The sequence below is a fragment of the Alicyclobacillus vulcanalis genome (assembly GCF_900156755.1).
Taxonomy (GTDB): Bacteria; Bacillota; Bacilli; order Alicyclobacillales; family Alicyclobacillaceae; genus Alicyclobacillus; species Alicyclobacillus vulcanalis.
On record NZ_FTOO01000004.1, the window covers coordinates 182,363 to 205,381 of the forward strand.

General features: G+C 63.9%; 23 protein-coding genes. 8 read left to right on the forward strand and 15 right to left on the reverse strand.

The annotated features are described in order from the left end of the window. Window positions 1–103: 103 nt before the first annotated feature. From BW934_RS06605 to BW934_RS06615, 3 genes are read right to left on the reverse strand one after another with little or no spacing between them, the layout of a single operon-like run. Complete coding sequence (locus BW934_RS06605; protein WP_076346351.1) at window positions 104–2,239, reverse strand: HelD family protein; 2,136 nt, start codon at window positions 2,237–2,239, stop codon at window positions 104–106. Beyond that, entirely contained in the window at window positions 2,239–3,489 is a 1,251-nt protein-coding gene (locus BW934_RS06610; RefSeq protein WP_076346353.1) for a multidrug effflux MFS transporter, read from the reverse strand. The genes BW934_RS06605 and BW934_RS06610 overlap by 1 nt, the downstream gene beginning before the upstream one ends. Before the next feature lie 51 nt (window positions 3,490–3,540). Beyond that, window positions 3,541–4,461 (reverse strand): SGNH/GDSL hydrolase family protein, encoded by a 921-nt coding sequence (locus BW934_RS06615; RefSeq protein ID WP_234969644.1) that lies wholly within the window; start codon window positions 4,459–4,461, stop codon window positions 3,541–3,543. 134 nt (window positions 4,462–4,595) lie between these two features. Here BW934_RS06615 and BW934_RS06620 point away from each other — a divergent pair, with 134 nt between their 5' ends. Next, entirely contained in the window at window positions 4,596–5,852 is a 1,257-nt protein-coding gene (locus BW934_RS06620; protein WP_076346357.1) for a WD40/YVTN/BNR-like repeat-containing protein, read from the forward strand. Between the two features lie 4 nt (window positions 5,853–5,856). Here the strand turns inward: BW934_RS06620 and BW934_RS06625 are convergent, their stop codons facing one another. Then, window positions 5,857–6,393: a cysteine hydrolase family protein gene (locus tag BW934_RS06625; protein ID WP_076346359.1), complete on the reverse strand. Its 537-nt coding sequence runs from the start codon at window positions 6,391–6,393 to the stop codon at window positions 5,857–5,859. 112 nt (window positions 6,394–6,505) lie between these two features. Between BW934_RS06625 and trmB the strand changes: the two genes are divergently transcribed. Together trmB and BW934_RS06635 are read left to right on the forward strand one after the other, a co-directional pair. Beyond that, entirely contained in the window at window positions 6,506–7,156 is a 651-nt protein-coding gene (gene trmB, locus BW934_RS06630) for a tRNA (guanosine(46)-N7)-methyltransferase TrmB (RefSeq protein WP_076346361.1), read from the forward strand. A gap of 121 nt (window positions 7,157–7,277) precedes the next feature. Further along, on the forward strand, window positions 7,278–8,255 hold the full coding sequence (locus BW934_RS06635) for an aldo/keto reductase (protein WP_076346363.1): 978 nt from the start codon (window positions 7,278–7,280) through the stop codon (window positions 8,253–8,255). Between the two features lie 78 nt (window positions 8,256–8,333). On the opposite strand, the gene BW934_RS06640 is transcribed toward BW934_RS06635, so the two are convergent. Both BW934_RS06640 and gluQRS read right to left on the reverse strand, forming a co-directional pair. Then, the gene (locus tag BW934_RS06640) at window positions 8,334–9,788 is read right to left on the reverse strand and encodes an aldehyde dehydrogenase family protein (protein ID WP_076346365.1); all 1,455 of its coding nucleotides are present in this window, start codon (window positions 9,786–9,788) and stop codon (window positions 8,334–8,336) included. A gap of 49 nt (window positions 9,789–9,837) precedes the next feature. Further along, window positions 9,838–10,818, reverse strand: a complete 981-nt coding sequence (gene gluQRS / locus BW934_RS06645; RefSeq protein ID WP_076346367.1) for a tRNA glutamyl-Q(34) synthetase GluQRS — start codon at window positions 10,816–10,818, stop codon at window positions 9,838–9,840. A 113-nt stretch (window positions 10,819–10,931) separates the two neighbouring features. On the opposite strand from gluQRS, the gene BW934_RS06650 reads away from it, so the two are divergent. Beyond that, window positions 10,932–11,645: a YqjF family protein gene (locus BW934_RS06650; protein ID WP_234969645.1), complete on the forward strand. Its 714-nt coding sequence runs from the start codon at window positions 10,932–10,934 to the stop codon at window positions 11,643–11,645. Here BW934_RS06650 and BW934_RS06655 read toward each other — a convergent pair. The 4 genes from BW934_RS06655 to BW934_RS06670 form a co-directional block, all read right to left on the reverse strand. Then, a complete protein-coding gene (locus BW934_RS06655; protein ID WP_076346464.1) occupies window positions 11,612–12,073 on the reverse strand; it encodes a MarR family winged helix-turn-helix transcriptional regulator in 462 nt (153 codons plus the stop codon). The genes BW934_RS06650 and BW934_RS06655 overlap by 34 nt on opposite strands. 54 nt (window positions 12,074–12,127) lie before the next feature. After that, window positions 12,128–13,288, reverse strand: a complete 1,161-nt coding sequence (gene sat / locus BW934_RS06660; RefSeq protein ID WP_076346369.1) for a sulfate adenylyltransferase — start codon at window positions 13,286–13,288, stop codon at window positions 12,128–12,130. A 158-nt stretch (window positions 13,289–13,446) separates the two neighbouring features. Further along, entirely contained in the window at window positions 13,447–14,565 is a 1,119-nt protein-coding gene (gene nagA / locus BW934_RS06665) for an N-acetylglucosamine-6-phosphate deacetylase (protein WP_076346371.1), read from the reverse strand. Between the two features lie 90 nt (window positions 14,566–14,655). Continuing rightward, window positions 14,656–15,015, reverse strand: a complete 360-nt coding sequence (locus BW934_RS06670; protein WP_076346373.1) for a winged helix-turn-helix transcriptional regulator — start codon at window positions 15,013–15,015, stop codon at window positions 14,656–14,658. Window positions 15,016–15,177: 162 nt separating this feature from the next. Here BW934_RS06670 and BW934_RS06675 point away from each other — a divergent pair, with 162 nt between their 5' ends. Together BW934_RS06675 and BW934_RS06680 are read left to right on the forward strand one after the other, a co-directional pair. Beyond that, the gene (locus tag BW934_RS06675) at window positions 15,178–15,711 is read left to right on the forward strand and encodes a YceI family protein (protein ID WP_076346375.1); all 534 of its coding nucleotides are present in this window, start codon (window positions 15,178–15,180) and stop codon (window positions 15,709–15,711) included. Window positions 15,712–16,061: 350 nt separating this feature from the next. Continuing rightward, complete coding sequence (locus BW934_RS06680) at window positions 16,062–16,901, forward strand: ABC transporter ATP-binding protein (protein WP_076346377.1); 840 nt, start codon at window positions 16,062–16,064, stop codon at window positions 16,899–16,901. On the opposite strand, the gene msrA is transcribed toward BW934_RS06680, so the two are convergent. The 3 genes from msrA to BW934_RS06695 all read right to left on the reverse strand — a co-directional run bounded on the left by msrA (window position 16,873) and on the right by BW934_RS06695 (window position 18,441). Continuing rightward, the gene (gene msrA, locus BW934_RS06685; RefSeq protein WP_076346379.1) at window positions 16,873–17,424 is read right to left on the reverse strand and encodes a peptide-methionine (S)-S-oxide reductase MsrA; all 552 of its coding nucleotides are present in this window, start codon (window positions 17,422–17,424) and stop codon (window positions 16,873–16,875) included. The genes BW934_RS06680 and msrA overlap by 29 nt on opposite strands. Window positions 17,425–17,439: 15 nt before the next feature. Then, complete coding sequence (gene trxA, locus BW934_RS06690) at window positions 17,440–17,760, reverse strand: thioredoxin (RefSeq protein ID WP_076346381.1); 321 nt, start codon at window positions 17,758–17,760, stop codon at window positions 17,440–17,442. Between the two features lie 96 nt (window positions 17,761–17,856). Further along, a complete protein-coding gene (locus tag BW934_RS06695; protein WP_076346383.1) occupies window positions 17,857–18,441 on the reverse strand; it encodes a DNA-3-methyladenine glycosylase I in 585 nt (194 codons plus the stop codon). A gap of 156 nt (window positions 18,442–18,597) precedes the next feature. On the opposite strand from BW934_RS06695, the gene BW934_RS06700 reads away from it, so the two are divergent. Further along, window positions 18,598–20,394: a M3 family oligoendopeptidase gene (locus BW934_RS06700; RefSeq protein ID WP_076346385.1), complete on the forward strand. Its 1,797-nt coding sequence runs from the start codon at window positions 18,598–18,600 to the stop codon at window positions 20,392–20,394. A gap of 4 nt (window positions 20,395–20,398) precedes the next feature. On the opposite strand, the gene BW934_RS06705 is transcribed toward BW934_RS06700, so the two are convergent. Next, window positions 20,399–20,962: a hypothetical protein gene (locus BW934_RS06705; RefSeq protein ID WP_076346387.1), complete on the reverse strand. Its 564-nt coding sequence runs from the start codon at window positions 20,960–20,962 to the stop codon at window positions 20,399–20,401. Between the two features lie 93 nt (window positions 20,963–21,055). On the opposite strand from BW934_RS06705, the gene BW934_RS06710 reads away from it, so the two are divergent. After that, window positions 21,056–22,111 (forward strand): phosphodiester glycosidase family protein, encoded by a 1,056-nt coding sequence (locus BW934_RS06710; RefSeq protein WP_084182521.1) that lies wholly within the window; start codon window positions 21,056–21,058, stop codon window positions 22,109–22,111. 6 nt (window positions 22,112–22,117) lie between these two features. Here BW934_RS06710 and BW934_RS06715 read toward each other — a convergent pair whose 3' ends face one another. Beyond that, complete coding sequence (locus BW934_RS06715; protein ID WP_076346389.1) at window positions 22,118–22,927, reverse strand: HAD family hydrolase; 810 nt, start codon at window positions 22,925–22,927, stop codon at window positions 22,118–22,120. Between the last annotated feature and the right edge of the window lie 92 nt (window positions 22,928–23,019).

Sequence of the window (23,019 nt, forward strand, 5' to 3'; positions counted from 1 at the left end):
CCATCCGGGGAGTCGTAAATCCCATCGTTCTTGTCTTTTTTGGCGCTTGTTTGCGAAATCGAGGCGCCGAAACATCCTGTTTCAGCGCCAAAAAGACAAGAACTTAGTTCGCCACGGCCCACGCAATCAAGGGAGAAGGGCGATCGCAGTAATACAGCCTCAAGCGATGCAACGCACGCGTGCATCCCACGTATAACAGCTTCGCATCGCGCTCGTTGGCGCCGTAGTGAGACGCATCCGCATCGACGACGATGACGCTGTCGAATTCGAGTCCCTTCGCGAGGTAGACCGGCACAACGCTGATTCCGCCCTCGTACTGCGTCTGCGCCGCGGTGAGCAGGTGCGCATCGAGCCCAGACTCCAAGCACATCTGATGATAGACGTGCGCATCCTCCTCGGTGCGCGTGAGGACCGCGATGGTCGTCGCGCGATGGTTCTCCTCCGACAACCGCTCGACGAGCCGTTCAAAGCGATGCTCCCAGGCGACGGGCTCGACGATGACGGGGTCGCCGCTTCGAAATACGGGCGTGGCCAGGACCTTTGGGTGGAACGGCTCCAGGATGCGGTTGGCAAAGGTCACGATCTCGTGCGTCGAGCGATACGAGACCGACATCTCCACGTACCGGCACTCTGGAAACAGCGCTCGCACCTCCTCCCAGTCCCGAAACCCCGCCTCGCTGTGAATGCTCTGCGACAAGTCCCCGAGAATGGTGAAGGACAAACTCGGGCAGTACGCCTGCAATACCCGAATGTGCGCGGGGGAGAAGTCCTGGGCTTCGTCGATCACGACATGTTGAAACACGTCCCGCGCATCGACACCGTGTAGCCAGCGATGAATGACGAGCAAAAGCGGCAAGTCCTCGGGCTCGACGAGCGGGCGGGCCCCATACTTCGCCGGGCGCTGAATAGAGGCGAGCGACAATCCCGGATGGCGCGCGAGAAACGCCTCGTAAATGGGGAGCGGTTCCAAGTCCGGCCACGCGCGCTCATACTCTCGAGCCAGCGTCTGCATCTGTCGCTTCGTCGCCCGGTCCGCCTTCCCCGCCTGCTTGGCCTGCATCTCCCACTGGCGCTTCACGCGGGCCAACACGCGATCCCGCCGCTGGCGCACAGGATACCGCGCATACTCGGTGTGAAACCATCGTCTCACGGTTTCCGCGGGGATGGGCGGGCCAACCGGCGACGGCACGTCACATGCGGGCACCATATCCTTTTCGATGTCGCGCAGGAACGCCTCCAGCGCGTCGACGGTCTCCACGCGGCCCTTCAGCTCAATCTCCCGCCGCAGTTGCTCGTACGCAGGGGACGGGCGCAGCGCAAACCGCTCGCGCAGCCGTTTGGCGGGATCGCCGAGAAGCACCACGTAGTCCAACACGCGAAGCGCGAAGGCGGCAAACGTGGTCTGTTGCACGTCCCCGACGCCGAGCTCCGGCAACACCTCCGAGATGTAATCGACGAACATCGCCGAAGGCGCAAAGATGACCATCCGATCCGCGCGCAGCTTGTCTGGATCTTGATACAGGAGGTACGCGAGCCGGTGCAGGGCGACGGTCGTCTTTCCACTTCCGGCCACGCCCTGGATGAGGATGGGGACGTTTTTGTCCGCGCGAATCACTTCGTTCTGCTCGGCCTGGATGGTCGCGACGATGTCGTGGAGGCGGCTGTCCTTGGCGTCCGCCAGCCGATAGAGCAAAAACTCGTCGACCGCGCCTGCTTGCGTCTGGCCCTTCACGTAGCTGTCCACGACGCGGACGAGATCGCCATCTCGCACGACGATGTTGCGCTTGAGCGACACTGTCCCGCGCACCTCTCCACCGGGCGCTTCGTAGCGCGCCTCGTCGCCTTGGCCGTTGAACGAGTAAAACACACTCGCCGCGGGCGCGCGCCAATCGAGGACCACGCGCTCGCCCGTCGAGGGGTGATCCAGGCCTTGCTTGCCGATGTACAGCTTCAGGGGCGACTCGCCCTCTGGCTGAAAGTCGATCCGGCCGAAGTAGGGCTCGCGCATCGCTCGGCGAAGCTGATGGCGCCTTTGCTCTGCCATCTCCGCGACCGCGACGTCCGCGACGACGTCGGCGGTCAGCGCTTCGTCCGCGTCCTCGTCGTCCTCATCGCGCACGGGCATCCGCGGGCCGGATGCGAGCGCCTGGCGGATGACGTCCTGGACGCGTTCAAGGTGTTGTCGCTCCTCCTCGTAGGGATCGAGCGCTCTTCGCCGAGGTGTCCCGGCTTCGCTCATCAGACCTCCCCCTTCTGCGTACGGGCCGCCGCGACGGACCCGATGGCGTACCACACGAGGGCGCCGACGTCTGCGACGGCGATGACCACGCCCATGGGCAGGCTGTCATGGGCTCCGCCTAAGCCGACGAGCGGCGTGGCCAACGAGCCCAGGAGGAGCTGCGCCACGCCGATGAGTCCGGCGGCGCTCCCCGCCTGGCGCGCGTGATGTTGCATCGCGAGTGACGATCCTAGGGTGCTCACGATCCCGACGCACGACACCAGGATAAACAGCGACGGCAGAATGCCGACGAGCCCGAATCCGAGCGTGACACTGGCGAGCAAGGCGATCCCGCCGGCCGCAGCGAGCAAAACGCCTGCGAGGAAAATCCTGCGGCCGTCGACCCGCCGAGCCAACTGTCCCGCGAGCTGCGACGCGATGACGATGCCGATGCCGTTCGCCGCGAAACATGCGCTGTACGCCTGCGGCGACAGCCCGTAAATGTCCTGCAGCACAAAGGGCGAACCCGAGATGTAGCCAAACATCGCGGCAGACACGAGTCCCTGCGAAAACGCGTAGGTGACAAAGACGGGATCGCGCAACAGGATGTGAAACGCGTTCAGCGCGCCTCCCAGCCCTCCGCGGTTTCTACGCTCGTGTTCCAGGGTCTCCCTGAGCCCAGCGAAGCACCAGATCCAAAGCGCCAGGGCGACGCAGCCGAGGATGAGAAACACCCCGCGCCACGTGGTGAACCGGAGCAATTGGCCGCCGATGACCGGCGCGAGGATGGGCGCGACGCCGTTGACCAACATGAGCATGGAGAAAAAACGCGTCAGCTCGCTGCCGCTAAACAGGTCCCGCGCGATGGCCCGGGCGATCACAATGGCCGCCGAACCGCACAAGCCCTGCACCACGCGAATGGCGACAAGTCCCCATGCGCTTGGCATCACGCCACAGGCAAACGAGGCGAGCAGATACAGACCCAGGCCGACGAGGAGGGGCCGTTTCCGCCCAAGCGCGTCGCTTAAAGGCCCAGCAAACAGCTGGCCGACGGCCAAGCCCAAAAGACAAGCCGTGAGGCTCAGCTGCGCGACGGACGTCGCGGCGTGCAGATCGCGCGCCATCGACGGCAGCGCGGGCAGATACATATCGATGGACAGCGGGGCAATCGCCGTGAGGCTGCCCAAGAGCGCGGCGAGGCGAAACCGCTCGCCGAACGAGCGCGGTGCCTCGACCGCGGTGTTCGTCATCATCTCCACATCCGAGTTCACAGAATCCCCCTCCAGCTTCTCTTGTCTTCTTTTTGTGTCTCTGACTCCGTCTCACCACGCGCCCGACGCCAGTTGATCGCCGAGCCACTGCAAAAGGCTGTTTCGCCCCTGGGGCGTGGCGGCCGCCTTCACCATGGGCGCCATGGCAAGCGCCTGTTCGCCAGCTTCAGCCAAGAGGCGCTGACCGAGCACGGTCGGATGGACATCGTGGGGCAGGATGTCCTGGGACGGCTGGGTCAGCGCGTCGTAAGCGTCGGCGACGGGATCGCCCGCAGGCAGAGCGTCGGCCGCGATGGCCGCATTGGCCGCGACAATGGCTGCTTCTGCCGTCTGATGCAGCCACTTGTCGGAGGCGGGAAAAGGATTGTAGAGATCATAGACAATGACGGTCGCCCGCGGGTTGTCCTGGTGAAGCATGCGCAAGATGGACGCGAGGTTCTTCTGCACGTCCTGGATGCCCGCCGCCAGCTCGGAGGAGAGCTGTTTTGCCTGGGCCGTCGTCGGTGTGACGCGCGCCCAGTCGGCGCCTGCGGGCAACATGGCCAGCGCCGGGAGCAGGAGGTCGTTGCTGCCGATGTCGACGGTGATGACCTGGGCCTGTGCCACGTCGGCCTGCATGGCGCGATCCGTCTCGAGCGCATGCAGCAAATCCGCGGACGTCCAACCAGGAACGCCGAGATCGAGGGCATGCAAGCCCTCCTGCTTCGCCATGAGATAGGGAAATGCGTACGGCGAAGGCTGACGAGGGTTGCCGAGATGGTAGCCATACGTAATCGAGTCGCCGAGGGCCACCAAAAGGCCCGGCGCTCGCTCATCCGAGGCGGCGCCAACTGCCGCGGTGCGCTCGCTTCGCTGCACGTCGTGGATGTCGTTCGCGACAGGGGACGAAAGCGCGAGATGCGCGACGCAACCTGCGGCGCAAAGGGCAGTCAACCAGGGTCCGAGCGGCAGCATGGTGTATGTTCGTTCCACCCTTCATCGTGATGACGATTCGGCTTGTGTTCCGGCTGCGAAGCGCCTATTGTTCATGATAGATCACCCTGGGCCGAGATGCTCGATCGCGACGTGATCGTCCGCGGCATCTGCGGCGCGAAAGGAGGACGAGCATGCGCCGGCAAGCGCTCGCCAGGCTTGGCATGGCGACGGTCGTGTGCATGTTGGAACTGGGGCTTTCGGGCTGTGGCGCGGCGCGTCCCTCCCCCGCGCACGCGGACCGCGCACACCGTCCGGCGTCGGGCGGTCAGGCATCCGTCGCCAGCACCAGCCGGCTCGCTTCCCAAGCCACCCTGGACGTCTCCGCGCTCGCGGCCATGCCGCGCATCGTGGACGCGCACTTGAATATGCTCACCGCCCACACCGGCTTTTTGTGGGGCTATCGCGGCGCGCGCTTTGTCATGTACCAGACAGCCGACGGCGGTCATACGTGGAAAGCTGCGCCTCTGCCGTCGCTCCCGAAAGACGAGATCGCCACGTATGGCCCGGGAGGCGCGCACGCCGTGGCGGCCGTGTTCGACTCCCCGAGCATGTGGTCGCTCGTTGCGCTGAGCGGGAACGCGGCGCACGTGTGGATCACCAAAGATGGAGGTCGCCACTGGCGCGCGGCGTCTCTATCGCTGCCCGCGGGAGCGGTGCAGTTCGCCGCTGGCCAATGGATGGCCGGCCGGCTTGGCTGGATGCTGTTTGAGGGCTCGGGATACGGCGGCGTAGCGGCCAAGTACCTGTATCGAACGGACAACGGCGGGAACAGTTGGCAACTGGTAGCCTCCTCCACGGGCGATCTCCCGCACAACGGCGTGCGCACGTGGATGAGCTTTGCGCCGAATGGCAAGACGGGCCTCATGGCCGTGGTGGACGACGTGGAAAAGACGGTCGACGTCGTCGAGACGAACGACGGCGGCCTGCACTGGCAGCCAACCTCGATCCACCTGCCGAGCGGGATCACCGCGCCCCCGTCCGTGGAACTGGCGGTCTCAGGGCCCGGCGAAGCGCTCGAGCTCGCCGTATCGGTCCAGCTGGGTTCCGCGTCTCAACTTTTGATTCTGAACGCTGTCTACGGATCGAACTGGGACGTGGCCGAGATCGGCGTGGACAACCTCGAGGCCATGTGCGCCTCGCCTGCGGGCGATCTCGGCGTGCTCGAAGACAAGTCCGGCCAACAGACCTGGCTGGTGAGCCCGGATGGCGGCCAGACCTGGTACTCGCAAGCGGCCACTGGCCTCCCGGCGAGCGTGGCGGACGCGGTCTCGCTGAGCCTATCCGCGCCGACGCCGAGCGCGCTGTTCCTGACAGCGCTCGACGCCCACCTCACGCCGAGTTTCTTCGCGTCTCTGGACGCCGGAGACACCTGGCAGCCGCTTGCATGACCCATCAGGCGATCTCGGCGTGAAACAGCCGCTGCATGTGCTCTAAGAAGATGTCTCCCAGTTGCGTGAACGTGGCACACCCTTGCCTGTGCACCACGGCATGCAGCCCCTCGTCGTACGCGCCCGCCACCGTCAGAAAGTCGCAGATATCGGTGCACACGCCGCAGACGTGGACGGTTTCGACCCCTCGCGCGCGGAGGCGCTCGCCGAGGCCGGTCCCGTGAAACGCGTTGTAGCTTCGCTTCGGGACGTACCAGACGTTGGCGTCGCCCTCGTGGCGCTCGTACCATGAGGCGAGATCGCCATACAACTTCTGCCCCCAGGTGCCCCGCACGTTGTGCGGCGGCCAGTCGCGAAAATGGCGGTCGTCGGGATCGTGCTCGTCCATGCAGATGGCGACAATGCCGCCCGACGCGAGCATGCGGTCTGCGAGGGACACAATGTAGGGGACGATGGCCTGGGCGGGCTTGCCCACGGTCAACGTACCCTCGTCGTGCACAAAGTCGTTCGACATATCGACGACAAGCAGCGCTTCGCCCATGCGAACAGCCCCCTTTGCCCCTTATTGTACCAGCCCATGGATGCGGGCGTCACGCACCTTGCAGAATGCCCTTCGTGTTTTGTACCATCGAGCGAGAAATGAGGGAGACAAGATGCGCTTTCGCACCGGGCATCGCCTGGAGAAATGGCTCGAGGTTGGCCATGAGCATCTGTTTGACGCGTATCGAGGCGATCCGCTCGCTTGGTATCAAGCCCTGCAAGAGCCTATCGCGCTCGAGATGGGTTGTGGCCGCGGCGGCTTCATTCGACAAATGGCCCGCCTGCACCCTGAGATGCGCTTCGTCGGGATCGACCGCGTGTTGCCGGTCGCCGCGAAGGCGGCCTACGGGGCAGCCGTGGACGGACTCGCGAACCTCGGGTTCGTCGTCGGCGACGTGGAACAGTTTGGACCGTTGTGGACCGAGCCCAAAGTCGCGTGGATGTATCTCAACTTTTCCGATCCATGGCCGAAAAAGCGCCACCACAAGCGCCGCCTGACGGCGCCAGACAAGCTCGCGTGGTACGCGCGCTGGATGCTTCCCGAGGCGTGGCTTGAGCAGAAGACGGACAACCGAGAGTTTTTCGAGTGGTCGGTGGAGTCGTTCCGGACGAGTGGCTGGGAGATTGCCGAGATCGATCGCGGCTTTGCCCCGGGCACGCCTGGGCCAACGCTGTCCGGCAAGTACGTCCAGACGGAGTACGAGGCGAAGTTCCGACAGCAGGGGCAGCCCATTTACTACTTGCTGGCGCGGCCTGGGCGCTGAGCTCGGCTGGGCCGCCGCTCGGGCCACCGCTCGGCCAGGCGGCGGTCGGCCGCAAGGCGAGCCCGCGCCTTGTGGCGTATGCACGGATGGATCGAAAGCGCATTCGTGAGGAGGAGACCTGATGAAGTACCGCAAACTTGGAGATCTCCAGGTGAGTGAGATCAGCTTCGGCACCTGGGCCATCGGCGGCGCGTGGGGCCGCGTGGACGAGCGCGATGCCCTCGACGGCCTCGCGGCGGCCATCGACGCAGGGGTGAACTTCTTTGACACGGCCGACGTGTACGGCGACGGCCGAAGTGAAGAGCTGCTGGCCAAAGCGACTGAAAGCCGAAAGCACGACATCTATATCGCCACGAAGTTCTGCCGAGCCGGTGACATTCACGATCCCGCGACCTACAGCGAACCGTCCGTTCGCCGGTATCTCGAGGGCAGTCTGCGCAGGCCGCGCCGTGATTTCGTGGATCTTTATCAAATTCACTGCCCGCCGATCGACATTCTGCGCGACGGCGCCGTCTTCGAGGTGCTCGGCAAGCTCCAAGCGGAAGGCAAAATTCGATACTACGGCGTGAGCGTCGAAACCGTGGAAGAGGGGCTCCTCTGCCTTCGCGACCCCGGTGTGCGCGCACTGCAAGTCATTTACAATGTTTTTCGGCAAAAGCCTGAGGAAGAACTCCTGCCGAAAGCCCAAGCCCAAGGCGTGGGGATTTTGGCGCGGCTCCCCCTCGCCAGCGGGCTTCTGACCGGGAAGTTCACCCCAGACCATCGGTTCGAGCCGGATGATCACCGCTCGTTTAACGAGAACGGCGAGCAGTTCAACGTCGGAGAGACGTTCGCCGGCCTGGGCTTCGCCAAGGGCGTGGAGCTGGCAGACAAGCTGCGCTGGATCGGCGAGGGCCGGGGCAACATGACACGCGCTGCGCTTCGTTGGATCCTGGACAACGAAGCGGTGACGTGCGCCATTCCGGGCTTCAAAAACCGCCGCCAGGTCGAAGACAATCTCGCCGCGATCGACGTACCCTCGTTCTCCGCTGAAGAGCGGGCGCGCCTGCGCCGCTTCTATGAAGACGAGGTGCTGCCGCACATCCGCGGCGCCTACTGAATCGCCGCAAACGCGAAGCCCCGCGCAGCCTGCCCGTGCGCGGGGCTTTTCTCGCGAGGCCCTTCTCTCCCTCACGCGTCAAAAGCTCGTGCGGATGGCCGCGAGCTTTCGCTCCATCATGTCGTACATCGCGTACAGCACGCCCTCACGACCCACGCCGCTTTCTTTCACACCGCCGTATGGCATGTGATCCACGCGGTAGGTCGGCACCTGATTGATCAGCACTGCGCCCGCCTGCACGGCGTCGATGGCGAGCATCGCGTGATCCAGCCGCCGCGTGAACACGCCGGCGTTGAGCCCGAACTTGCTCCGATTGGCGAGTTCCAGGCCTTTTTCGAAGCTGGAAACGCGCTCCACCAGCAGAATGGGCCCGAACGCTTCCTCCGTGCACAGCTTGGCGTCCAACGGCACGCCCGTGACCACCGTCGGCTCCATCCGGTTCCCCTCGATGCGCCCGCCCGTCAGCACCTGTGCACCGCGATCCACCGCCTCCTCGAGCCACGCCTTGAGCCTTGCGCCCGCCTGCTCGTTGATGAGCGCCGACACGTCCGTCGCCTCGTCCAGAGGATCGCCCAGCTTCAGCGCCTTCACGCCCTGCACGATGCGCGACACCAGCTCGTCATAGACGGCGTCGTGGATGTAGACGCGCTGGATGGAGATGCACACCTGCCCGTTGTACGAAAAGCCGCCCTGGACGATCTCGGCCGCCAGTTTGTCGAGGTCTCGCTCGCTGAAGCCGTCGTCGATCACGAGCGGCGAGTTCGAGCCAAGCTCAAGCGTCACGCGCCGCAGCCCCGCCTGTTGGCGGATGATCTTGCCGACCGCCGGGCTGCCCGTGAACGTGACAAACGCGACGTCTGGATGCGTCGTCAAAACCTCGCTCAGCTCCTTGCCATCGCCCGGAATGATATTCAGCACCCCGGACGGAAGCCCGGCGTCCTGGAAGATGTGCCCCAACACGAGCGACGACAGGGGGGTCTGCTCCGCGGGCTTCAGGACAATCGCGTTGCCTGCCGCAATGGCCGGGCCCACCTTGTGCGCGACGAGGTTCATCGGAAAGTTGAACGGCGTGATGGCCGTCACAACGCCAAGCGGCTCCCAGCGCGTAAAGGCGACGTGATTCTCTCCGCGCGGCGCTGCGTCCATGGGCACCGTCTCGCCGTGGATCGACTTCGCCGCCTCCGCGGAGAAGCGGTAGGTCTCCACCGTGCGGTCGATCTCCTGACGCGCCGCCCGGATGGGCTTGGCCGCCTCGCGCGCGATGGTCTCCGCGAGCTCCTCCTTCCGGTCCGCGATGATGTCCGCCACCTTCCGCAGGATCTGCGCGCGCTGCCAGGCCGGCACCTTCCGAAACGACCGCTGAGCCCGCGCAGCCACCTCAATGGCGCGCGCCGCCTGTTCTGGCGAGGCGTAACCGACCTTGGCGAGCAACTCCCCGCTGTAGGGACTCCTCAAATCCACATGCCGCGCCGCCTCTTCCCAGTCACCGTCAATGAACAGATGCGTCTTCCCCACTTCGCTCGATTGGCTCACGGTTTCATCCTCCCGCATGACGTTTCACTGCACAGCGTTTCCTGGCCGATCACGGCGCATTCGCACCGATGAGACCCGCGTAGGTGTCTCGCCACACGACCGGTTCGCGCGGGACGCGGGCGAGATCGAGCGACGATACCGCGTCCGCCGGCCGCACGGGCTCGGGGCGATCCGTCTGGCCCGCGAGCCAAAGCAACAGGCCCACAAGCCGGGGGCTCGGCACGCCGGCCTCCCGGAGCGCCCGAAGCGACAGATCGCCATGGCGCTTGGCCAACCTGCGCCCCTCTTGATCCACGACAAGCGGAACATGGGCGTACCGCGGCGTGCGAAAGCCGAGGCGCTCGGCGAGGTACGCTTGGCGGAACGCGGATGGGAACAGATCGGCACCGCGAACCACGTCCGTGATGCCCATGGCGTGATCGTCGACGACCACGGCCAGGTGATAGGCCATCACCCCATCCGCGCGGCGGACGACGAAGTCCCCGCCTTCCGCTGGGCGTGCGGTCGCGCGGCCCAAGACGCGATCCTCGAGGGTCACCGTGGCCGACGCCGACACGTGCATCCGCTGCGACGGCGACTTCGAGGCGGCGAGATGCGCGCGCTCGGCGTCCGAGAGCCGGAAACAACGGCCATCGTAACGGGGCTCTTCCGCAAACAATCCTTGGGGCGCCGATGCGATGGACAACACGCGGGCGCGCGCACAGAAGCAGGGATAGACGTCGCCGGCCTCAGACAGGCGCGCGAGCGCGGCCTCGTACCACGCCCCGCGCATGCGCTGCTCGTACGGCGCATACGGCCCGCCCACGTCTGGGCCTTCGTCCCAATCGATGCCGAGCCAGCGCAAATCCTCCAGGATGGCGTCTCGATACGCCTGACGCGATCGCCCCTCGTCGAGATCTTCCATGCGCAGGACAAACGCGCCATGGTGTCGCCGGGCGTCCAGCCAGGCGAGAAGCGCAACCCACGCGTTGCCGACGTGAAGATAGCCGGTTGGGCTCGGCGCAAATCGACCTCGGTAGGAGGGTGTCAACGAGCACACCTCGCTTCGCCTTTCATGTTAGCAAAACTTGCTGGTGATGTCCCGCGGCCCAAGGCACACGATACCCAAGAGGGAGGGGCCGGATGATGCGAGGAGCATGGTGCGTGGAGCAGACATGGCGCGACATGATGATGGTCCATTGGCGGGCGGACCCGAACAAGCTGGCGCGCCACGTTCCGAACAAGCTGCAGCTGGATCTCTTCGACGGCCATGCGTACGTCAGCGCCGTGTTGTTCGCGGTCGATCCGTTTCGCCTGCGCGGGATGCCGGCCGTCCGCGGCATGCGCCGGTTCTGGCAGCTGAATCTTCGCACGTATGTGCGATGCGGCGCAACACCTGGCGTGTATTTTCTCCGCCTCGACACCAGTCGCGCGTGGCCCGCACAGCTCGGCCGACTCACGTACGCCTTGCCTTTTGAACGGGCGGAGATGGCCGTTCTCGAAGACAGGGAACATCTCGCGGTGGGCGTCGTGAGCCGCACCGGCGACAAAGCCTCTCTATCCGTCGGCTTTCGGCGAGCCGGGCACCGGATGCCATGGTACGAACCCATGGAGGGCTCGCTCGACGCGTGGTTGCTCAACCGATATACGCTCTTCGCCACGGCGTTTGGCGTCGTCGTGGAGACGCGCGTGGTGCACAAGCCCTGGGTGGTTCAACCTGCCGAAGCTCGCGTCGGCGACGCTCGAATGCTCGCGCCGTATGGATGTGAAGAGATGGCGTTCGCGTGCGCAGCCGAGACGCGCACCGCGCGCATCGGCCTGCCGCACCCGGCGCGCCACCCCACTCATTCTCCAGACAGCCGCTCGTTGGCGAGGTGAATCCGCTCCAAGAGTGCGCGAACCTGGGCCCGAAGGTCGGCAACCTCCTCGTCGCGCAACCCGACAATTTGTTCCTTCACGCACTCGGGCACTTCGCCGAGCTGTTCGCGGAGCGCCCGACCCTTGTCGGTCAAGGAGACACACATTTTGCGCTCGTCTTCGATGTCGCGCCGCCGGTCGACCAGCCCGCTCTCCTGCATTCGCTTCAAGAGGGGCGTGAGCGTGCCCGAGTCGAGGTACAGCCGCTCCCCGAGCGCCTTCACCGTGCATGCGCCCAACTCATACAGCGCGACCAAGACCATGTACTGGGGAAAGGTGAGGCCATGCGGCTCAAGAAACGATCGATACAGACGCATGGTCTCGCGGGCGCACGCGTAGACGGCGAAGCACAGGTGTTCGTCCAGACTCAGGAGCGGTCGTTCGGTCATCACGACAAGCCTCCAAGCGCACTCAGAATCGGCCAAGCTAGCCTACTCCTTAGTTTAAGCCTGTTTCGAGTAATACTCCATGAGAACTTGGACGACCTCCGGCCGGCTGAATTCCGGGGGAGGCGCAATGCCTTCGCGCAGCATCTGGCGCACCTTGGTGCCCGAGAGCGTGACGTGATCGTCATCGCCGTGCGGGCAGGTCTTCGCCGTGGCCATCCCCTGGCACTTGCGGCAGTAGAACGCGTTGTCGAAGAACAAGGGCGTGATGCCGAGTTCCGCGACATCGAACTGATCGAAGATGCGCTGCGCATCAAACGTGCCGTAATAGTTGCCGACGCCCGCGTGATCGCGCCCGACGATAAAGTGGGTGCAACCAAAGTTGCGCCGGACGAGCGCGTGCATCACAGCCTCGCGCGGACCGGCGTAGCGCATCGCCGCCTTGTACACACCGAAGAACACGCGGTCCGTGGGATAGTAGTGCTGCAGGATCGCCTGATAGGCGCGCAGGCGCACATCCGCCGGAACATCGTCTGCTTTCGTCGGCCCGACGAGCGGATTCAGGAACAACCCGTCCACGATTTCGAGCGCGACCTTCTGAATGTACTCGTGCGCTCGGTGGACGGGGTTGCGCGTCTGGAAGCCGACAATGGTTCGCCACCCGCGCTCGCAAAAGGCCGCGCGCGTCTGCCGAGGTGTGAACGCATAGGGCGTGAACTCGTCGACGCGTTCATCTGGCAGCACCTCGACGGGTCCGCCCAGATAGACGCCTCCGCGCTCGTACAACCGCCGGACGCCGGGGTGCTCGGTGTCCTGCGTGCGGTAGACCTGCAGCGCCTCGTGGTCGAGGTTCGGGCGGTACATGTGGCGAATGGTCATGCGCCCACAAATCACCCCATCCGGCCGCACAAGCGCGACTTGTTCATCCAGGCGCAGCGTGCGCGCCACGTCCTCGGTCACAGGGAGGGCCACCGGAATCGACCAGATGTGGCCTGTGCTAAGCCGCATGGTTTCGACAATCGCGCGATAGTCGTCTTCCGACACAAACCCATCGAGCGGCGAAAACGCGCCGATTCCGATTTGATACAAATCCGATACGGCGATCTCGTCGAGTTGCACCGCTTTGAGACCAGCCCAAGCTCGCCGCGCGTCCGCGGCCTCGTCCGACGGCACAAGGTGTTCCAACACGTCGTCTCGTTCCTTCTCTGTCACTGACATCAACAAGCCTCCTGAGCCGGGCGATCTGGCGAGATCGCCGGGATATATAGATTAAACCGATAGAGATTATGTACATTGTATCATCGCAGCCTTCATTTCGCGAGGGCTGGCGATCCGTGGGCCGAATGGCGCGACGCTCAGAACGCTTTGCTCGGCGCCTACGCGCAGTGTACGAGCCGTCCACCGACGATGGTGTGGGTCACGGCGCCATCGGGCGCCAGCGCCACAAGGTCCGCCCGGTACCCCGGCGCGAGTTGCCCGCGGCGCTCGCCTAACAGACGAGCGGCGTTGCCAGCCGCCACGTTAGGGACGTCTTCAGGCCGAAAGACGCCGTGCGTGAGGCCGACTTGCACGGCGCGCTCCAAGGTCAGCGCACTGCCCGCGAGCGTTCCATCCAAGCGGCGAACCTCCCCGCGATGGTACACGATCTCGGCGCCCGCGAACGCATAACGACCCTCGGGCATGTCCACGACGGACACGGCGTCGGTCACGAGCATCACGCCGTGACGCCCCTTGAGGCGAAGCGCGAGGCGCGCAACCTCCGGGTGGACGTGAATGCCATCCAGAATCAGTTCAACCCACACGTCTGCCCGGGACAGCGCGGCAGCGGCCAGGCCTGGCTGACGATGGTCCATCCCGGTCATGGCATTGAACAGATGGGTGACACTTTGTGCGCCGCAATCGAAGCCTCGCATCGCCTCGTCATAGGCGGCGTTGGAGTGCCCCAGGGATACGACGATGCCCATGGCGCGAGCTAGGCGAACCACATCGGTGGCACCCGGGAGCTCCGGCGCCAACGTGATCATCCGAACGGGGCCCGCTCCAGCGTACGCCCGCAGAGCCTGAGGCGCCGGCTCGCGCAGATGGCCCGCGGGATGCGCACCGCGCCTCGCCGGATGAAGGAAAGGTCCCTCCAGATGGAAACCGAGCACGTCGGCCCCCTGCCAGTCTGTCGGCGGCCTCCACGCCGACAGCGTTTTTAGGATGGCTTCGTCCGGAGCGGCGAACGTCGTCAGGACGAGCGACGTGGTTCCATGCCGAGCGTGTGTCCGGGCGATTTGTTCAAACGCATCCATCGACGCGTCCATCGTATCGGCGCCGCCGCCTCCGTGCACGTGCACGTCGACAAAACCCGGCAACAACCTTCCACACGTGTCGATCAGACGAGCGCCCGTGAGCTCACCCGCCCCCGCATCGCCGACACGGGTGATCCACCCGTCCTCTGCGATTACGTCCGTCGCGCGACCGGCGATCTCGCCGCGCACCACCACGCGCACCCAGGGACCCCTCCTTCTCCCGTATGCCCGCAGAGCCTCCGTCTCATTCCGCACGCGCGATCCGGCGTGACGAAGCGCCCCACCGCCCCGTCACCGTTCGCTCGGATGCGTTGCGCGCTCCGTTTTGCGGCGCAGATGCTCGAGCCCCCACGCATGCATCATATCGAGGATGGGCCGCAGCGACTGTCCATACGCGGTAATGGCGTACTCCACGCGGGGCGGCACCTCTGGATACACCGTTCGCTCGACGATGCCCTCCTCTTCGAGCTCGCGCAGCTGTTTCGTGAGCACGCGCTGCGTGATGCCAGGTATCTTCCGCATGAGCTCGGAGAACCTGAGCGAAGGATGTTGAAACAGGTGGTACAGAATGAGCCACTTCCATTTGCCGCTCAACACCTGAAGCGTGGAGACAGCCGAACAGGGTTCGTTCCCTACATGGCCAGACGACATTCAATGAACGCCTGCCTTTCCCGGTGGGTAAGTTACCTCCAGTATACCAAAGCACTTCGATGTTCCTACTTATCATTTTTTCATCACTGATGAATAATAAGAGCAGGCAAGAAACGCTCGTGAGTGAGCGCACTTTCACTTTCCGGGAGGTAGGAATGGTCCATGGCCAAGGTCACTTGGAATGTCGATCCCAGCCATAGCACGATTGGTTTCAGCGTCAAACACATGATGTTCACCACGGTTCGCGGCCACTTCAAGAACTTTTCGGCGACGGTTGTCGCTGACCCAGAGGATTTGACCACCGCCGAGATCGACTTCACGGTCGATGTGGCGAGCATCGACACGCGCGACGAGAACAGGGACAACCACCTGCGGGGCGCGGACTTCTTCGACGTGGAAAAGTATCCCCATATGACGTTCAAGGCGACCAAAGTGGTCAAAACGGGCCCCAACACGTACGACATGACCGGGGATTTGACGATTCGCGACGTCACCAAGCCGGTCACCTTCCACGTGACGTATGAAGGCATGGGCAAAAACCCGTGGGGCCAAGAGGTGGCTGGTTTCACAGCGCAAACGAAGATCAACCGCAAGGACTTCGGCCTCACTTGGAATGCGGCGCTCGAGACGGGCGGCGTGCTCGTGAGCGACGAAGTGAAGATTGAGCTCGAGATTGAGGCGACGAAGTCCGCCTGACGCGACGACAGACCATGAGCTTCCAACGCTCCACCGGCCGCGATGTGCGCATCGCGGCTGGTTTGCTTTTCGCCGGTTGACTCCCGCCGAGGCTGGCCCAGGTGCAATGCCGACTGCGACATCCCATACGGCTGCCGTGCGGCGCGGCGGTGATACGCGCCCAGACTAGAGGTGCGCAGCCGCGAGCCCCGGCCCTGCCCCGCGGAAGTGAGACGTGTCGGGATGCAAGCAAACGGTGAATCGCACGTGAAAGCCTGCCCTCCGAAGCCGATGGGCTTACGAGAACCGCATGGGCTAGGAGACGACGTGGTTCCATGCTACAATCAAGAGACAGCAAGGAGGCGGCAGGCATGGCGATTCTCTCCGTTTCGGACGTAACATGGATTCGAAATCAACAGACCATTCTGGATGGTGTGTCATTCGAGGTTCAGGAAGGCCAACATTGGGCGCTCATCGGACTGAATGGCTCAGGCAAGACGTCACTGTTGCAGATGATCACCGCTTATCAATGGCCGACGCGCGGCCAAGTATGCGTGTTGGGCCAGCGGTATGGCAGGGTGGACGTGCGCGAAGTGCGCAAGCGAATCGGGTGGGTGAGCTACGCCCTGCTGCAGCGGGTCGAGAGGGATGCCGGCAGCGATCCGGTGATCGACGTGATTGCCAGTGGGACCTTCTCCTCCATCGGTTTGTGGGAGAGACTCGAACCTGAACACTGGGAGCGGGCGCATGCGCTCGCGGAGAAACTCGGCCTTCGTCATCTGGGCTCCCGTCCGTTTCACACCCTCTCACAGGGGGAAAAGCAGCGGGTGCTCATTGCGCGCGCGCTCATGTCGGAACCCGCGCTGCTCATCCTCGACGAACCGTGCACGGCTCTTGACGTCAGGGCGCGCGAGGATGTACTGAATTCGCTGGACGCCATGGCAAAAGGCCCTGACGCCCCAGCGCTCTTGTATGTCACGCATCACATTGAAGAGATTTTGCCCGCCATCACGCACGTGCTTGCACTCGAGGGTGGCCGTGTGGCGGCGTGCGGCGAAAAAAGAACCGTGCTCACGGATGACGTGCTTTCGCGCGTGTTTCACGTCCCCGTTCGCACGGTTTGGCAAGGTGACCGTGTCTTTTTAACCGTTCTCACCCCAGGAGAAACCGCGGAGCCCAGCGTTAGCGCTGCTCCCAGTGCGCCGCGATAAACGCATCTCGGCCCGACGCACGGCGATAGCGCTCGTAATGGAGCGGCTGCTTGCGGTAGAAATCCTGGTGATACGCCTCCGCCGGATAGAATGGTCCGGCTGGCAGGATCTCCGTGACGATCGGCTTGTCGAAGCGGCCCGAGGCTTCCAGCTGAGCCTTGGACGCCTCGGCCAGGCGGCGCTGTTCCTCGCTGTGGTAGAAAATGGCCGTCTTGTAGGACGGCCCTCGGTCGTAAAATTGCCCGCCGGGATCAGTCGGGTCGATCTGCCGCCAGAAGATATCGAGCAACTGCTGATAGCTGATCTGGCGCGGATCATACTGGATTTGCACGGCTTCCACGTGGCCCGTCGTCCCAGAACAGACCTGCTCGTAGGTCGGGTTTGGGACATGGCCGCCCGTGTAGCCGGAGGTGACCGACACCACCCCCGGCCACGTGTCAAACGGCTTCACCATGCACCAAAAGCATCCTCCGGCGAAGGTGGCCAGCTCCAAGCCGGCGCCCTGGCTAGCCTCAGATGTCATGGCCTGCGCTCTCCCTTATTGAAGGACGTCCGCCAGCTGCGCCTCGAGCTGTTCCTTCGGCTGATAGCCGATGAGCTGCTTGACGGGGCGGCCGGACTTGAACAGGATGAGCGTCGGAATGCTCATGATGCCGAACTGGCTCGTAATTTCCGGGTTCTCGTCGACGTTCAACTTGGCGACGGTCACCTTGTCCGCGTGGGCCTCGGCGAATTCCTCGAGCACCGGCGCCATCATGCGGCAAGGACCACACCAAGCCGCCCAGAAGTCCACCAGCACGGGTTTATCGCCTTGAATCGCCTCTTGAAAGTTGGCGTCAGTCAACGTCATCGTGGCCATTGGAATACCCCCCAAGGTACTTACTTGCATTTTTATAGTACCATTTTTGTGGCGCGATGGTCAAACGCGCCTGAGCGACAGGCTCGCTCTTGTCCGTCATCCCATGGACTCCGCCAGCGCGCGCAGCGCGTCGTATCGAAAGCACGGCACCACGTGGTCCATGACCACGCCCACAGCCTGCAGATAGGCGTAGACCATCACAGGCCCCACAAACCGAAAGCCGAGCGAGCGCATCTCCCGGCTCACGCGCTCGGCCAACGGACTGGTGGCTGGCACGTCCTCTTCGCGCTGGAACGCGTGGACTTCCGGTTTGCCATCCACAAAACCCCACAGCCATCGCGCGAAAGACCCGTGCTTGGCCTGAACTTCCAGGAAGACCCTGGCGTTGTGAACCGCAGCCTCGACCTTCGCCTTGTTGCGGATGATTTGGGACGACGGGGCCAAAAGGCGCTCCACGTCTTCTTGACCGTAGCGTGCCACGACCTCAGGTTGGAAATCCGCGAACGCCTGCCGATACGCTTCCCTCCGCGCCAAGATAAGATACCACTGCAGCCCAGCCTGTGCCGCTTCGAGCGTCAGGAACTCGAACAGGGCGCGGTCTTCCAACTGGGGTACACCCCACTCCTCGTCGTGATATCGAACGTACAGCGGTCGCGTGCCTGCCCATTGACAGCGATACATCCTCGCCCTCCCCGATCACGCATCACCGTCCATTTTGCCTGACCGATCCGCCGACGTCCATGTCCAACGGTGAAGACACGTGGACAAGAGGAGAATCACCTCGTGCAAGCTCGCGTCCCGTCGCAAGCGGTATAATTCGTCCTGGGAGGCGATCGCGTGAGCGAAGAACAGCGCTGGGACCTCGAGTCCCTGTACGCAGGAGGCAGTCGTTCTGCTTCCTTTCACAGCTTTCTCGACGATCTGGAGACCAACGTCACGTCGTTTTCGATGCTGTTGCACAACGCGCCCGGCGCCATGCCGAGCCCTGACATGGGCCTGAAAGCCGTCCTGCTCACCATGCAGGACCTCAGCAAGCGGCTTCGGGAAGCATCCGCGTTTGTGTCCTGTCTTTCCGCGCAAGACATGTACGACACGGAAGCGAAGGCTCTTCAGGCGCGCGTCCACCGCGTGCGATCCATCTTCACGAGCGCGCTCGCCGTGTTGGACGAGCGCCTCAGCCAAGCGGGCGACGAGACCGTCCAGTCACTGCTCGGGGATCCGGAGCTTGCGCCGCTCTCCTTCGCCGTCCAGGAGCGAATCGAGCGGGCGAAGCGAAAGCTGCCTGCGGAACAGGAGCGGCTCATCGCGCGGCTGTCCGCGGATGGCTACCTGGCTTGGGGCGACCTGTACGATACCATCGTCGGGCGCATGACCGCCGAGATCGAGCTGGACGGACACCCCGAGACCGTGTCCATGGGCCAGCTCGCCAACCGCATGGCACAGGTGTCTCAGCGCGATCGCGACCGGCTCTTCGACGTGTGGGAGCGCGCTTGGGCCAAGGAAGCGGATTTGTGCGCCGAGGCGCTCAATCACCTGGCCGGATTTCGGCTGCAAACCTATGAAGCGCGGGGGTGGCACGCCGTTTTGGAGGAGCCACTCGAGATGAACCGCATGTCCCGTGAAACGCTCGAAGCGATGTGGGATGCGGTGCGGCGTAACCAAGCTCGCCTTCTCCCCTACTTCGCAGCCAAGGCGCGGCTTTTGGGCGTGGAACAGTTGTCGTTTGTCGACGTGGATGCGCCCGTATCCGCGGGCACAGCGCGAAGGGCGGTCAGCTTCGACGAGGCGCGTGAATTCATTGTGGAACAGTTCGCCGCATTCAGTCCCGAAATGGCCGACTTCGCCAAGTCGTGTTTCGAGAAACGATGGATTGAAGCTGAAGACCGCCCAGGCAAGCGGCCTGGAGGATTCTGCACGAGCTTTCCCGTGCACGGCGAATCCCGCATTTTCGTGACGTTCTCTGGAACGCCTGGCAACGTGGCAACGCTCGCGCACGAGCTGGGCCACGCGTATCACCAACACGTGATGCGCGATCTCCCGTACCTGGCCACTTCATACGCGATGAACGTCGCCGAATGTGCGTCGACCTTTGCCGAAGCCATCGTGTCGGACGCCGCCATCCGCGCGGCTGCCAACGACGGAGAGCGGCTGGAGCTGTTGAACGACAAGCTACAGCGTGCGGCCGCCATGCTGATGAACATCTACGCACGGTTTCTCTTCGAAACGAGGTTCTACGATGAGCGCAAGCGGGGTTATGTGTCCGTCGAACGCCTGAACGAGCTCATGGTGGAAGCCCAGCGGGAGGCATACCACGATTCGCTTCGAAGGTATCATCCGCACTTCTGGGCATCAAAGCTTCACTTTTACATTACGGGCACGCCGTTTTATAACTTTCCCTATACGTTCGGCTTCCTGTTTTCGACAGGCATTCATGCCATGGCCTCAGCGGAAGGCACGGGATTTGCGGACAAGTATGTGGCGTTGCTTCGCGACACCGGTCGCATGCGGGTCGAGGATCTGGCCCAAAAACACATCGGTGCGGATCTCACGCAACCTGACTTTTGGCAGCGCGCCATCGACTTTGCCCTGCGCGATCTCGACGCGTTCGTCGAGCTGGCGGATCGCCTTAGCTGACGCGTCATGCGCGCGGCTGACGCATCAGCTGCAGGTGTCCGTCCTGAATCCAGTACCAGTCGATTTCGTGGGTTTGAACGACGCATACGCCCTCTTTGCGCGGGTAGTCGCGCAGACTGGCCTGGATGGATTGTGCTTGACGCGGAGGGTTGTCCGACTGGGGCAGCGGACCCACGAGCACCTGCCAACCCGCCCGCGGCGAAAACGCCACCAGAGTGACAGGCGTGCCGGCCGCGGCCTTGGCCGGGCCAGAAAAGACGGTGGCCGCAATCTTGCATGCGGCGTCCAGGCAGATTTCACCCTGCGCCGGATTGTTGATCTCGGCGAGTCTCTGCCATAAAAGCCAGTTGTACAAATCCGTTTCCGTTTTCACGCCACGCGGCAGCGGCTCCTGCAGAATATGCCGGTTTTGCATCGAGGCGGAGCCGCCTGGCGCCGCGGGCGCAACGCGGTGATCTGACGTGGAGGTGTTGGACGGATGCTCTTGCGAAGCCGTCCCACAGCCAGCTCCAAGCGCCGTAGCCACCAGCCAGGTGGATACCCACGCGCCGACACGCGCCCAGTTCATCGTCATCACGCTCCTTTGGCTCAAGGTGCGCGAAAGACTGGAAAACCATACGTCCGAAAGCCCGCTTGGAGAGGATGATCCCCGTTGCTGTCCATGCTCACGGCCCTCTCATGCCTTCCACCGCACCCGTCGGTCTCTACCGTCCGCTGCGCCGCCGTCCAAACGGCCAACCCCGTCTCGGCGCGCACCCTGACCGTAAACGGCGAACCGGTGCAAGAGGTCGTCGTGAACCTGCGCGCCCAGGGCCTCCAGGCCAAGCCCGCCATCGCCAATGGGCGCCTCGGCACCACCGCGTCCCTCGCCGAGATCGCCGCGCAAAACCACGCCTTGGCCGCTATCAACGGCACCTTCTTCGACGCCGGTGGCGATAACTTCCCCGCCGGCGCCATCGAGTTGAACGGGACGTTCGAGTTCAATGCGCGGGGCACGCTCTTGGGCTTCGGCGCAGATGGCAAAGTCACCATGTTCCGCGCGGATGAATCGCTCTCGCTCAGCGTCGACGATCCGTCGAGCTCGATTTCAGCCATGTGGCCTTGGTACTTAAACCGCCTGAGCACCCAGCCCATGCGCGTCTCTGTGCTCACGCCCTACTTTGGCCCACAGACGCGCGATCCAAAGGCGCTCGTGGCCGAGGTCGTCGACGGGCGGGTGGCGGCCCTTCATCGCGGCCTGACGCCCATCCCGGCGAACGGCTTCGACATCGAACTTGGAGCAGGTGAAGCGCAGACGCCCATCGCATCGCGGGTTCACGTGGGCGATCCCGTCCAGCTGACGGACACCGTGCTCTCGCTCCCTAGCGACAAGCCGGTCCCGTTCACGGCCTACCCCAACGCCATCGGTGCCGGTCCGATGCTCGTCGAGGACGGACGGATGAGCCTCGAGCCGTCCCTCGAAGGCCTGAGCGATCCGGCCCTGCTCGACGCGCAGACGCTGCGCTCCGTCGTCGGCTTCGACCGCTCGGGCCACCTCATCTTTTTGACGATCCATCAGGCCAACGTGTGGCAAGAAGCCTCCATTGCCAAAGCCCTCGGCCTGTGGGACGCCATGAACCTCGACGGCGGATCGTCCACGGGGCTGTGGTACGAGGGGCGATATCTCACCGCGCCCAAGCGCCCCCTTGCCACGGCCATCGTGATCGTCCAGGCGTGAGCGCACTCAGCGCACGAGGTGGCGCGCGGGCTCGTCTTCGATCAAGCCGAGATCGACGAGCGCCTGATAGATGCCGCCCTCTTCGACGGTCGTCGTGATCCGCTGTGCTGCGCGTTTCGCCGCAAGCGTGGCATTGCCCATGGCGACACCGAGGCCCACATACGTCAACATCTCGACGTCGTTCTCGCTGTCGCCAAAGGCGATGGCCTCTTCAGGCCGGATGTCCAAGTGACGCAACATGGCCTCGACACCTGTCGCCTTGGAGACGTCCGCCGGAAACACGTCGAGGTAGAAACGGTGAGGCCGAATGAAGCGAAGCGCGCCGGCGTACGCTTCGACAAACGGATCCTCCTCGCCTGGCTTACAGAACAGATAGAGCTGGTAGACGTCTTCTCGCCGCCAAGCGTCGGGATCATACAGGGGCTCGCTCGGTAGGCCCAAGAAGCGATAGGCCTCGCGAATCTCGGCGTGGTCTCGCCGGTTGGCGTAACACGCGCGCTCGCCGGCGACGACGACGGGGTAGCCGCGCTCCTCCGCGCGCGCCACAAACGAGGCGATCACGTCTTTTGGCACCGTCCTGCCCCACACCTTCTCCCCGCGATAGACGGCAAGCGCACCGTTGCAACAGACGTACGACGCAAACCCGAGCCGATCCGCGATGGGGCGCAGCTGATCCGGCGCCCGTCCGGTCGCAATGGCCGCCTCAATGCCCCGGGCCGCGAGCGCCGCCAGGGCCTCTTCGATGCGCGGCGACAGCTCGCGCCGGTCGTCGAGGACAGTCCCATCGATATCCAAAAACGCAAAGCGAATCCCCATCTCGTCTCCCTCCTAGCTCTCTCGACTTCCATGGTAACATACGGCGAACGCGAGACACCTGCGGACCGGCACAAAAAAAGCACCCGCGAGGC

Bases quoted from the DNA above. Each gene is read 5' to 3' on its own strand.
- BW934_RS06635 (WP_076346363.1), top strand. From the start codon at position 7,278: ATGAAGTACCGCAAACTTGGAGATCTCCAGGTGAGTGAGATCAGCTTC.
- BW934_RS06625 (WP_076346359.1), bottom strand. From the start codon at position 6,393: ATGGGCGAAGCGCTGCTTGTCGTCGATATGTCGAACGACTTTGTGCAC.
- trxA (WP_076346381.1), bottom strand. From the start codon at position 17,760: ATGGCCACGATGACGTTGACTGACGCCAACTTTCAAGAGGCGATTCAA.
- trmB (WP_076346361.1), top strand. From the start codon at position 6,506: ATGCGCTTTCGCACCGGGCATCGCCTGGAGAAATGGCTCGAGGTTGGC.
- sat (WP_076346369.1), bottom strand. From the start codon at position 13,288: ATGTCAGTGACAGAGAAGGAACGAGACGACGTGTTGGAACACCTTGTG.
- BW934_RS06620 (WP_076346357.1), top strand. From the start codon at position 4,596: ATGCGCCGGCAAGCGCTCGCCAGGCTTGGCATGGCGACGGTCGTGTGC.
- BW934_RS06605 (WP_076346351.1), bottom strand. From the start codon at position 2,239: ATGAGCGAAGCCGGGACACCTCGGCGAAGAGCGCTCGATCCCTACGAG.
- BW934_RS06695 (WP_076346383.1), bottom strand. From the start codon at position 18,441: ATGTATCGCTGTCAATGGGCAGGCACGCGACCGCTGTACGTTCGATAT.
- BW934_RS06670 (WP_076346373.1), bottom strand. From the start codon at position 15,015: ATGTCGTCTGGCCATGTAGGGAACGAACCCTGTTCGGCTGTCTCCACG.
- msrA (WP_076346379.1), bottom strand. From the start codon at position 17,424: ATGACATCTGAGGCTAGCCAGGGCGCCGGCTTGGAGCTGGCCACCTTC.
- BW934_RS06705 (WP_076346387.1), bottom strand. From the start codon at position 20,962: ATGAACTGGGCGCGTGTCGGCGCGTGGGTATCCACCTGGCTGGTGGCT.
- BW934_RS06710 (WP_084182521.1), top strand. From the start codon at position 21,056: ATGCTCACGGCCCTCTCATGCCTTCCACCGCACCCGTCGGTCTCTACC.
- BW934_RS06715 (WP_076346389.1), bottom strand. From the start codon at position 22,927: ATGGGGATTCGCTTTGCGTTTTTGGATATCGATGGGACTGTCCTCGAC.
- BW934_RS06675 (WP_076346375.1), top strand. From the start codon at position 15,178: ATGGCCAAGGTCACTTGGAATGTCGATCCCAGCCATAGCACGATTGGT.
- BW934_RS06655 (WP_076346464.1), bottom strand. From the start codon at position 12,073: ATGACCGAACGACCGCTCCTGAGTCTGGACGAACACCTGTGCTTCGCC.
- BW934_RS06680 (WP_076346377.1), top strand. From the start codon at position 16,062: ATGGCGATTCTCTCCGTTTCGGACGTAACATGGATTCGAAATCAACAG.